General features: G+C 66.6%; 13 protein-coding genes and 1 tRNA gene. 9 read left to right on the top strand and 5 right to left on the bottom strand.

The genetic code is table 11. The features are described from left to right. Positions 1–123: 123 nt before the first annotated feature. On the bottom strand, positions 124–318 hold the full coding sequence (locus tag NUV94_07620; protein MCR4392605.1) for a hypothetical protein: 195 nt from the start codon (positions 316–318) through the stop codon (positions 124–126). Positions 319–394: 76 nt separating this feature from the next. Between NUV94_07620 and NUV94_07615 the strand changes: the two genes are divergently transcribed. From NUV94_07615 to NUV94_07580, 8 genes are all read left to right on the top strand, one after another. After that, positions 395–610, top strand: a complete 216-nt coding sequence (locus NUV94_07615) for a hypothetical protein (protein MCR4392604.1) — start codon at positions 395–397, stop codon at positions 608–610. Beyond that, positions 603–1,349: an SDR family oxidoreductase gene (locus NUV94_07610; GenBank protein ID MCR4392603.1), complete on the top strand. Its 747-nt coding sequence runs from the start codon at positions 603–605 to the stop codon at positions 1,347–1,349. The genes NUV94_07615 and NUV94_07610 overlap by 8 nt, the downstream gene beginning before the upstream one ends. Before the next feature lie 11 nt (positions 1,350–1,360). Next, entirely contained in the window at positions 1,361–1,816 is a 456-nt protein-coding gene (locus NUV94_07605; protein MCR4392602.1) for a DUF3795 domain-containing protein, read from the top strand. Positions 1,817–1,827: 11 nt separating this feature from the next. Further along, entirely contained in the window at positions 1,828–2,484 is a 657-nt protein-coding gene (locus NUV94_07600; protein ID MCR4392601.1) for a hypothetical protein, read from the top strand. Continuing rightward, entirely contained in the window at positions 2,481–2,660 is a 180-nt protein-coding gene (locus NUV94_07595; GenBank protein MCR4392600.1) for a hypothetical protein, read from the top strand. The genes NUV94_07600 and NUV94_07595 overlap by 4 nt, the downstream gene beginning before the upstream one ends. A 145-nt stretch (positions 2,661–2,805) precedes the next feature. After that, positions 2,806–3,804 carry an NAD(P)-dependent glycerol-3-phosphate dehydrogenase gene (locus NUV94_07590; GenBank protein ID MCR4392599.1) on the top strand — a complete coding sequence of 333 codons (999 nt, stop codon included), beginning with the start codon at positions 2,806–2,808 and terminating at the stop codon, positions 3,802–3,804. Positions 3,805–3,862: 58 nt separating this feature from the next. Next, positions 3,863–4,117, top strand: coding sequence for a translation elongation factor-like protein (locus NUV94_07585; GenBank protein MCR4392598.1), 255 nt, complete (start codon positions 3,863–3,865; stop codon positions 4,115–4,117). 65 nt (positions 4,118–4,182) lie between these two features. Continuing rightward, positions 4,183–4,920, top strand: a complete 738-nt coding sequence (locus NUV94_07580) for an HAD family hydrolase (protein ID MCR4392597.1) — start codon at positions 4,183–4,185, stop codon at positions 4,918–4,920. Between the two features lie 16 nt (positions 4,921–4,936). On the opposite strand, the gene NUV94_07575 is transcribed toward NUV94_07580, so the two are convergent. Both NUV94_07575 and pgmB read right to left on the bottom strand, forming a co-directional pair. After that, positions 4,937–5,013: transfer RNA gene (locus NUV94_07575), tRNA-Pro, on the bottom strand. Between the two features lie 179 nt (positions 5,014–5,192). After that, on the bottom strand, positions 5,193–8,096 hold the full coding sequence (gene pgmB / locus NUV94_07570) for a beta-phosphoglucomutase (protein ID MCR4392596.1): 2,904 nt from the start codon (positions 8,094–8,096) through the stop codon (positions 5,193–5,195). Positions 8,097–8,164: 68 nt separating this feature from the next. On the opposite strand from pgmB, the gene NUV94_07565 reads away from it, so the two are divergent. Next, positions 8,165–9,184 (top strand): LacI family transcriptional regulator, encoded by a 1,020-nt coding sequence (locus NUV94_07565; GenBank protein MCR4392595.1) that lies wholly within the window; start codon positions 8,165–8,167, stop codon positions 9,182–9,184. Positions 9,185–9,317: 133 nt separating this feature from the next. Here the strand turns inward: NUV94_07565 and NUV94_07560 are convergent, their stop codons facing one another. Continuing rightward, positions 9,318–9,725 carry a hypothetical protein gene (locus tag NUV94_07560; protein ID MCR4392594.1) on the bottom strand — a complete coding sequence of 136 codons (408 nt, stop codon included), beginning with the start codon at positions 9,723–9,725 and terminating at the stop codon, positions 9,318–9,320. A gap of 62 nt (positions 9,726–9,787) precedes the next feature. Continuing rightward, positions 9,788–10,470, bottom strand: a 683-nt coding sequence (locus tag NUV94_07555; protein ID MCR4392593.1) for a hypothetical protein, incomplete at its 5' end; no start/stop codon positions are given.

Here is a 10,470-nt window from a genome sequence, read left to right as displayed (position 1 = left end):
ACAGGAAAGCCACCCCAGCCCGCTCCGCCCCGGCCAACACCTGCCCCACCAGGACGTCCGTGTTCCCAGCCCGGCGGGGGCTGCCCACGATCCCCAGCACCCGCATCGTCCTGTCGGCCATGGTCACCCTCCCGGCTTGCGGGCGATGACCCGGTTCACCGCGTGGCGGTGGGGGATCCCGCTCGAGTGGCAGTCAAAGATCTCCTCCGTGCAATAGAGGATCTCCCAGTCCCAGTAGTAGCCCAGGAGCTCACCTGACCGATAGGGGTGGCCGTTCGCCTCGGCGTCCGGGGCCCGGGGGATGAAGGGCTTCTCCACGAACACGGTCAGGGCGTGGATCCCGCCCAGGCTTGGGCGGTCCGTCGCCCGTGAACGCCGGTTGGGGGGGATGGGGATGTTTGAGTTGACACGGGAGGCGTGGCGAGCGGCGCGGGCCTGCTTGCGTCGCCGCCGGGTGTTCCACGGCCTCGTCCAGGGGCTGCGGGACGCGGGGCTGTCCGCAGAGGAGGTTCGGCTTCTCATGCGCTACGCGAGGGAAACCGATCGCGAGGACTGCTCCACTTCACCGCCAGGGGCGTCGGCGTTGACCAAGGAGGGCTACCTTGGGTGAACCGACGCCCCTGGCGGGAACGGTGGCGTGGGTAACCGGGTCCACGCGAGGGATTGGGCGGGCGGTGGCGTTGGAGCTGGCCCGGGACGGGGCGGACGTGGCCGTGCACGGGCGCACCTCGCGGGGGGAAGCGGTGCGGGACGCCATCGCCGCCCTCGGCCGCCGGTCTACCCTCGTCCTCGGCGACACCCGCGACCCGACCGAGGTGGACCGGATGGCCGGGGAGATCGAGGGGCGCCTGGGCCCGGTGGACATCCTCGTCAACAACGCCACGAGCGCCCTGTGCAAACCGTTTCTGGCGTACACGGCCGACGAGTGGCGGGACCAGCTCCTGTACAAGGGGTTCGCCTACTACCTCACCGCCCGTCGGGTCCTGCCAGGGATGCTCAGGCGCGGGGAAGGGGTGATCGTGAACGTCCTGTCCACCGTCGGCCTGCGGGACGGGGCCGGGGAGGCCGCGTACGCGGCGACGAACGGGGCGGCGGTGGCCCTCACCCGGGCCCTGGCCGCCGAGTTCGGCGACCGGGGGATCCGCGCCTGCGGGGTCGCCCTGACCTGGGCGGACAACGCGTTCGACCCGGAGGACCCCGAGCACCGGGCGTGGCTGCCCCGGTTCGCCCTGGGCCGGGTGACCAAGGTGGAGGAGGTGGCGCGGGCCGTGGCGTTCCTCGCCTCCCCGGCCGCGTCTGGGATCACCGGGGCCATCGTCCCGGTGGACGCCGGGTTCCTGTGGCGATGAAGGAGGGAGCTTTGGACTCGACCGAGGTTTGCTACTGCGGGCTCTACTGCGGTCTGTGCGCCGGCCGGCGGCGGATCCCCCACCAGGCAGCCGCGCTGCGGGAAGCCCTGCGCCGGGAGGGGTACGACCGCGGCTGCTTCGACATCCCCGGCCTCGAGCAGCTGTTCCCCACGTTCTGGGAGGGGCTCAACCTCCTCGCCGACCGGCCGTGCGCCGGCTGCCGCGAGGGGGGAGGGTACCCGGCGTGCCCGATCCGCGTGTGTGCCCACGACCGGGGCATCACCGTGTGCAGTTCCTGCTCCGACTTCCCGTGCCCGCACTTCGCCATGCTCCGGCGGTACCCGACGTGCCTGGCGGACAACGCGCACATGCAGCAGGTGGGGCTTGAGCGGTGGATTGCCGAACAAGAGGCGCGGGCGGCCATCGGGTTTTGCTATGCCGACATCCGGCTCCCCGAGGAGGGGTGAGGGTGCCGGGGATGCGCTGGCTCATCGCGCTCGGCCTCCTCATCACCGGCGCTGTGGCGATGGGGCAAACGGTGGATGCCGCGGCCGCCGAAGCGGCGCTGGCGTTCCTGGCCGACGTAGCCGCCGGCCGGGCGTGGCCCGCCGCCCTTCAAGACTTGGTGTGCCTCCCCGGCCATCAGGCACTGATCGCCCACCACCGCCGGCTGGACCCCGCGTTCACCGAGGCCACGTTCCTCCAGATGCTTCTCGCCCTCCAGCAAGGTGAGCCGCCCCCTGCGGGATCGCCCCGCCTGGCGCGGATCCACGCCGCCTGGCAGCGGGCCATGGAGGACGTTCCCCGAGTTCAGGAAAGCTTACGGACGCTTTCCATCCCGCTCTGGGTGGACCGGGCCGTGGACCAGGCGCGGAGGATGCTTCCCGCGCACGCCAGGATCGAGACCACGGTGTACCTGGTGCTGGACGGCAGAAGCCCCGCGTACACGGTGGATTCGGCGGTGGTGCTGGACATCCTGTGCATCCCCACCGGCGTCTGGGCGCTGGGGACCCTGGCCCACGAGTTCCACCATCTGGGCGTTCAATCGCTGCTCCCGCACTCTTCGTGTGGAGTGGGCGGGCTTTGCTCCTCGATCCCCTCGCCCCCTCCCTGTACCGCGTGGGATGCGAGGTGATCGCCGCCCTGGTCCGGGCGAAGGGGATGGGGTGGGTGGTCGAGCGGCTGGGGCACCCGTGGACGCTGGTGCATACGTACCAGGCGGTTGTGGACGAGGACGAACTGCGCTTTCCCCCGCAGCCATGGCCGAGCTCGCCCGGTGCGGGGGCGAAGGGCGGTGCCCGGAGTGGCTGACATTGCGGGAATGAGCGCCCGCCCTTGGGAGATGCCACAGGTGGTGGCGGCGAGCGCCGAACCCGTCCGGGCCGTCGTTATCCCAATCGCGGTGACCGATCGCGACCTTGACGGACTCACCGCGCTCAAGGCATAGTGGACCGTCATGAAGATGACGGTCCTGGGTGGGGGCGGATGGGGCACGGCCATGGCCCGGCTCCTCGCGTTGAGGGGCCACGACACCTGCCTCTGGGTGCGCGATCCCGCCCGGGCGGGAGCCCTGGCCCGGGAGCGGGAGAACCGGAAGTACCTGCCTGGGGTCGAGCTCCCCGCAAGCCTCGTCATCACCTCCGATCTCGGCCAAGCCGCGGCGCACGGGGAAGTGTTCCTGTTCGCCGTGCCCAGCTTCGCCATGCGCCCGATCGCCCGGCGACTGGCGGGCGTGCTGGGGGAGCACCGCCCGGTGGCCCTGGTCAGCCTGGCCAAGGGGATCGAGCGGGGGACGCTCGCGACCATGTCCGAGGTCCTGGCGGAGGAGCTAGCGGGGAGCCCCGTGTTCGCCCTGTCTGGACCCTCTCATGCCGAGGAGGTGGGCCGGGACGAGCCGACAGCGGTGGTCCTCGCCGGTCGGGACGTGGACCTCGGCGCGAAACTTCAGGAAGCCCTGATGACCGACCGGTTCCGCGTCTACCTCACCGACGACCTGTGCGGGGTCGAGTACGGGGCCACGGTGAAGAACGTGATCGCTGTGGCCGCTGGGATGTGCGATGGCCTCGGCTACGGGGACAACGCGAAAGGGGCCCTCGTCGCCCGGGGACTCGCGGAGATGGTGCGGCTGGCGGTGCACATTGGAGCGCGCAAGGAAACGTTGTTCGGGCTCTCCGGCCTTGGAGACCTTGTGACCACCTGTACCTCGCGGCACAGCCGGAACCGGCTGGTGGGGGAGCGGATCGGGCGCGGGGAGGGCCTCGGCGACATCCTGGCCGGGATGGACATGGTCGCCGAGGGGGTGTACGCCGCCCAGGCCGTGCGGGCGCTCGCGCGGGCGCGCGGGGTGGAGATGCCGATCACCGAGGCGGTGTACGCGATCCTGTATGAGGGCGCCGTTCCGCTGGCCAAGGTGGACGAGCTGATGGGCCGCCCCCCGAAGCGCGAGCGGTTGTAGGGGGCTGCGTTGGCCAAGGGCGCGCCCCGGCGGGTATGATCTCCTGGGGGTGACGATCATGGAAGAGAGGCGTATCGGCAAGGTGACCCACTTCTTTGCCCGCATCGGCGTGGCCGTGTTCGCCCTCACCGATCCCCTGAAGGTGGGCGACACGATCCGCATCCGCGGGCGGAGCACCGATCTCACCCAGTGCGTGGAGTCGATGCAGATCGAACACAAGGAAGTTCAGGAGGCCAAGCCCGGCGACGAGGTGGCGGTCAAGGTGACCGGCCGCGTCCGTGAGGACGACGCGGTGTACAAGGTCATCCCCTAGACTCACGGCGCAGGTAAGCTCAGGAGCGCCGTGATCTTCCGCGTCCCCTGGACGCAGGGGTTCGATTGCGCGACGGTAAGATCAGGGCAGTGTTCTTGGACATGGACGGGACCCTCGTCCACTTCCCGGACGGGTTTCACCCACCCCGTTTTCTCCAGCGGATGCTGACCAAGCTGGGCTACCCCGTGGAGCTTGTCGAGGTCGAGCGCGCGTACCGGGAGACCGAGGACTGGGAGAACGCGAACCTTGGCGATTTCACCCAGTGGACCCGGGAGAAGTTCATCGAGCTCGACCGACGCCTCCTCGGCCGCCTTGGGATTGGGGACGAGCGCGTGATCGCCCGTCTTGCGGAGCAGGTGGAGGACATGTGGGAGCGCCTGCCCGAGGAGATGGGGGAGCTCCTGTACCCGGAGGTTCCGGAGGCGCTGCGGCTCCTGCGGGATGAGGGGATCGCGCTGGGGATCGTGTCCCATCGGACACCGAGCACGATCCGGCGGAGCGTGGAGCGGCACGGGATCAGCGGGTACTTCACGTGTTTCGTGAGCCCCTTGGATGCCGCTGCCCCCCACGGGAAGCTCAATCCCGAGATGTGGGCGTACGCGCTAGCGGAGGTGGGGGCGAAACCCCACGAGGTCGTGCACATCGGCGATGTGTACGAATACGACGTGATGGGGCCCCGGGCGGTGGGGATCACCCCGATCCTCCTCGACCGCGACGGAGTGCACGAGGGGCTGGACTGCCTGACCGCCCCGGACCTATTGGCGGCGGCCCGCCTGCTCGCCGGCGACTTCCACGCGCCATAGCCGGGAAGAGCAGTTTTGGTCGGGGCGACTGGATTTGAACCAGCGACCTCCTGCTCCCAAAGCAGGCGCGCTTCCGGCCTGCGCCACGCCCCGTGATCTGTCTTCGCAACGGCTCAACAAACCTCGTTGCCGACGTGATTCTAGCCGACGGATCTCCCCCCAGTCAAACATGACCAGGGAGCCACACCCCCCTCCGTTTCCGCAACCCGCGCGACTTGCGGATCGCCCCCATGAACGGGCCTTGCCGGCCTCGATCAGCTCTATCACCGGCCTTACTGAGAAGAGGTGGGGCTTACCGGGCCCTGCATCTCCGGGGTCAGGCGGAACGAGAAGAGCTTTCCCTGGTAGCGAATGGAGAACCTCAAACACCGCCAGTGGCGGGGCAGGTTAGGCCAGGCAACGGGGCCGGTTTCGCCGAAGCGAAGGCCGCCGAACCCGAACACCAACGCCTGCCACACCCCCCCGCAAGAGGCGGCATGGATCCCGTCGCTTGTGTTTCCCCGCAGATCGTGAAGGTCCACGAGCGCGGCCCGCAGGAAATGCTCATAAGCCCGATCCAGATCCCCAACGCGGCAGGCCAAGATGGCGTAGACCGCGGGCCCAAGGGAGGAGCCAAACCGGTGGTCGGTTCGGGGCTCGTAGTAGTCCCAGTTTGCCCGCAGGGCCTCCGGGGGGAATTCTTCGGGGAGGAGGCAGAAAAGCATGAGCACATCGGGTTGTTTTATGATCTGCAACCGCCGTGTGCGCTCCGGCCCGAGGAGGTCCCACACCGAACACGTCCGGGGCTCAAGAGCACCGAGTTCCACGTCTTCCAGGGAGAAGTACCCCTGGAACTGCTCGAGGAGCCCGGTGCGGCTATCGTAAGGGATGTAGATGCGATTGGCGATTTCCGTCCAGCCCCGGACCTCCTCCGGGGTCAAGCCAAGCTTCTCCATCAGCATAGCCGCGTGCTCCGGAAAGCCGGCAAGCCACTCCCAGACCGCCGCTGCGGCTCGGAGGTTCCAGCGGGCCATGGCGTTGGTGAAGGCATTGTTATCCACATCCTCATGGTATTCGTCTGGGCCGATCACGTGACGGATGACGTACTGCTCCCCTTCCTTTTCCACCCGGCTCGCCCAGAACTGGGCCGTGGACAAGATGATCTCCGCCCCGGAGGTTCGCATGAACTCGTCATCGCCTGTTGTTTTCCAATACTGCCACACTGCGTAGGCCACGTCGGCGGTGATATGGTGTTCCAACTCCCCGGTCAGGATGGAGATCAGCGTTCCGTCCCCCCTGGGAACCCACCGCGGGGTGACCTCGCGGCCGTCGTAGGCTGACTCCCAGGCGTACATCGCTCCCCGGGAGCCCTTGTAGCGGGCGTTTTCCCTCGCGTCAGGAAGGGTGCGGTACCGATAAGCGAGGACGCGGCGGGCGACCTCGGGCTGGGTGAAGGCAAAGAACGGCAGCATGAAGATCTCCGTGTCCCAAAATACATGGCCGCGGTAGCCGAAGCCGGTGAGGGCCTTGGCCGGGATGCTCGCTTCCGCCGTGCGGGGGGCGGCGATGAGGAGGTGGTACAGGTTGAACCGGACCGCGGCCTGGGCCACCTCGTCCCCCTCAATCACGATGTCGCAGTCCTGCCAAAGCTTCTTCCAGGAGGCTCGGTGGTCGCGGAGGACGGCGGCAAGGCCGCGGCGCTTTGCCTCATCCAGTCGGTCGAGCGCCGCTTGGCTGGGGTCCGCTGCGTCATGGGAGGTATACACGGTGACAAACTTGGTCACGACCGCGGTCTCCCCAGGCTCTAGGCGAAACCGGATCGCCATTCCTGGATGGTGAGGGCAGCTAAGGGGCGAGAACACCGCATCTGGGATCCCCGCCAAGCGAAGCCCCATCGCCATAGCAAGCTCGGCCCTGGAGCGGCGGGTTCTAAGATGAAGAAGCATGGTTTGCCGATTCGGGAAACCATGGGAAACCCGCTCCCAATGGCAGAGTCCTACCTCCGGAAACGGGGGTATTCCGGGGTTCTCCGGGCTAGCGGGAAGCCATGTTCTGATCTCGGTTTCACCCCCCCAGTCCAAGGCCGTGATCGCATAAGCCTGGACACACAGGTGGGGATCGGCCATCGAGGCGAACCGGGTTGTGCGCACCTCCACCGTCCGCCCCTCGGAGCTCCGCCACCGGACATACCGGTGGAGGACCCCATCGCGCAGGTCAAGCCATCGCTTGTGGGAGAGCGTCTCCCCGTGCTGGAGGGAAAAAGGTTTCCCATTCACGAACAGTTGAACGTGGGTCCAATCCGGGGCGGTGGCAAGCTCGGAAGAGAAGATCGGGGCGGCGTCGAAAAGCCCGTGGATCAAGGTCGCCCGGAGTTCCCCCGGGTGCCCCTCCTCGAGGGTACCCCGGGTTCCGAGGTAGCCGTTACCCACCGTGAAGTTCGTCTCGAACCGGCGTTGTGAGACGGGCTCGAACCCTGGCGCCTCAACGCGCCAGCCCTTCGTCCTTTCTTCTTCCCAAGCGAGGAGTGCCACCAGCCTCTCGTAGGACAGACCCGCCAAGGAGGGGATGACGAGCTCTGGCTTGACCTCGGCGAACCGTTCTTGGGGCCCTACTGCTACCCCGAGCATCCCCGCGGCCTCGGCGGCCTCGATCCCGGCTGGGGCGTCCTCCACCACCACGCACTCCCCAGGGGCGACGCCGAGCCGAGCGGCTGCCTGTAAAAAGAGATCAGGAGCGGGCTTGCTTCTGGCACCGGAATGGCCATCGACGATGGCGTCGAACTCCTCCAGGACCCCGAGCCGCGAGAGGACATCGCCGGCGTTCTTGGAAACCGTGGCCACGGCGGCCTTTACGTCTTGCCGGCGGAGGTCAGAAATGAGCTCCCGCACCCCAGGAAGGAGGTCCTTTGAGCCGATCTCCTGGATCAGCTCCTGATAGTAACCGTCCTTTCGGGCCATGAGCCGTTCCGCCTCCTCCCCCGTGACCAGATCCTGTACATCGTCCTCGTTGGCTTGGGGGTTGCCGGTGAGGACGATGGCGAGCGACCGGCGGCGGGAAACCCCCCGCACCTGGTCCCTGCGCTCGGGCGGGCACGGTATCCCCAATTCCTCGGCCAGTCGTTTCCACGCGCGATAATGGTGCTCGGCCGTGTCCGCGATGACTCCATCTAGGTCGAAGATCACTGCCTTGATCCTCATCCTTCCCCCTTTGTCCGAGCAGGTTGACAATCGGTTGAAACCGGTCTCGAAACTGGGAACAATGATACATGCAAAAGAAGCTGACCATCAAGGAGATCGCCGACCTTGCTGGTGTGTCCAAGGCCACAGTATCGCGGGTCCTCAACGCCAAGCCCGGTGTAAGCCCGACCACCCGGAGGAAGGTGGAGGAAGTCATCAAGGCCCATTCCTATGCACCCAATTTAGTGGCGCGCGGGCTGAGCCTGCGGCGGACGGGGATCATCGGGCTGGTGGTGGCCCACACCGCAAGGCGCCTCTCTTCCCACCTGTTCTTCCTGGAGTTCCTGCGCGGGATCAGCCGCGTCCTGGAGGGGGAAGGGTTCCGGCTGATCCTGGCCACGGCCGATTCGGAGGAGGACTATGAATCCTCTTGTCGGAACATGGCCCACGAGGGCCTGACCGAGGGCGTCGTCGTCCTTGGCGTTCGCAAGAACGACAAGCGCCTCCGGCACTTCCTCCAAAACGGGGTGCCTTTGGTCACGGTGGGGAACCCCCTGGGCTATCCCGGGGTGAGCTTTGTCGACGCCGACAACTACGGTGGGGCCCGGATGGCCACCGAGTACCTCATCGGGCTCGGCCATGAGAGGATCCTCTTCATCAATGGGCCGAAGGCACATACCGGGTCCTTAGCTCGGGAACACGGGTACAAGGCAGCGCTTGTTGCCCATGGGACAAAGGAACACCACATCGTGTACGGAGACTTCTCCTTCGAGAGCGGTTACAGGGCGATCAAGGAATCCCTCAACCGGGGGTACCAACCCTCCGGCGTATTCGCGGCCAGTGACCTGGCGGCCATGGGGGCGATCATCGCCCTCAAGGAGGCCGGGATACGCGCCGGAAAGGATGCTTCTGTCATTGGGTTTGACGACATCCCCTATGCAAGCTTCTTCGATCCCCCGCTGACCACGGTGCGACAACCGATCAGTGAGATGGGTGAAGAAGCGGGCCGGCTCATCCTCCAGGTGCTCAGGGGGGTGGCGGCTCCGCTGGGCAAGATCTTCCCAACCACGCTTGTCGTCCGGGAAAGCACTGTGCCCAGTCGGGCTTGACAGGGGGATGGTGCAACCCTACAATGAGTTTGAAACCGGTTACAAAGAGGGTGAAAAAATTGAATTGAATAGGTTGAAACGAGGCGATAAACAAGCGAAATAAAAGGAGGAAACGATGCGCAGGATCTTGTTGTCAGTACTTCTGGTGGTGTTGGTTTGTTCGGTCGGGCTCGCCCAAGAAAAGGTGATCATCACTCTCGCTGGGCACTCCGTCGATACACCTCTGATGCAGGACGTGCTCGCCCGATTCGTGGCCGGCAAGATCCCGGGGGTAGAGGTCGTCTGGGAGCCGATCACCGATGATTACTTCGCATTCGCCATGCGGACGCTGGCCGCCGGTACCGCCCCCGACATCCTCTATCTCGACGTGTACTGGGCGAGGGAGGGGGCCGAGACCGGGGCCCTTGCACCCCTGGATCAGTACATCGCGCAGTCCAAGATCCTTCACAAAGAGGACCTCATCCCAGTGCTGCTGGACGCGTTCACCTTCGATGGGAACCTCTACGCCATCTCCAAGGACTTCAACAGCCTCGTCATCCATTACCCATCTTCTACAGTTGGTTTTGAAGAGTTCTCTTCTATAGGGCACTTGGGGAGGCAGACTCAGGCCTTGGCACCAGGGGGGAGGGCCTCTCGCACCGGTGGGGGGATGGCCACTCCCGCCGCTTGGAACACCTTGCCGCTCACCCCCCGCAGCGGGGGGCGCAGGATGTAGTCCTTCCCCCGGTGACGGACCTCGACTTCCCGCACCTCTGTGACGTCCCGCACCACGTCTGCCCACTCCACCTCGTGCCCCCTCTTCCCGAGCCGCGCCCCGAGCTCGTGCCGCACCGCCAGGGCCAGGAAACTCACGAAGATGTGCCCGGCGATCGTCGCCTGGTACTCGTGGAAGATCGGGCGCGTCTCCAGAAGGTCCTTGGCCTCCCGGAAGAACCGCTCCCCGGTGAGCAGCCGCTTGTACTGGAGCGCCTCCAGGATCAGCTCCCGGTCGCGGGCGTCCTTGGCCTCCTCGTCGCGGTTCAGGCACACGATGTACCGCCGGCCCTCCACCACCACCTCCTTCACCTGGAGGTTCTCGGCCACCACCCGGTACCGCCCCGGACGGGACAGCACCGCGTTGAGCTCCGGCCGGTGATCGCGGGAGTGCCCGCGCGCCCCCAGCTCTCCCCCCTCCCCGTGAACGTACAGGCTCGTCGTGTCGAAGAACACGAGCCTCAGGTCCGTGAACAAGTCACGGTTCCTGGAGAAGAGCTGCTCCTCGATCCGGTTCTTCTCTTCCCCCAGGC

It is taken from the genome of Candidatus Acetothermia bacterium (assembly GCA_024653305.1).
GTDB lineage: Bacteria > Bipolaricaulota > Bipolaricaulia > Bipolaricaulales > Bipolaricaulaceae > JACIWI01.
This window is presented reverse-complemented; position numbering and strand designations above follow the sequence as displayed.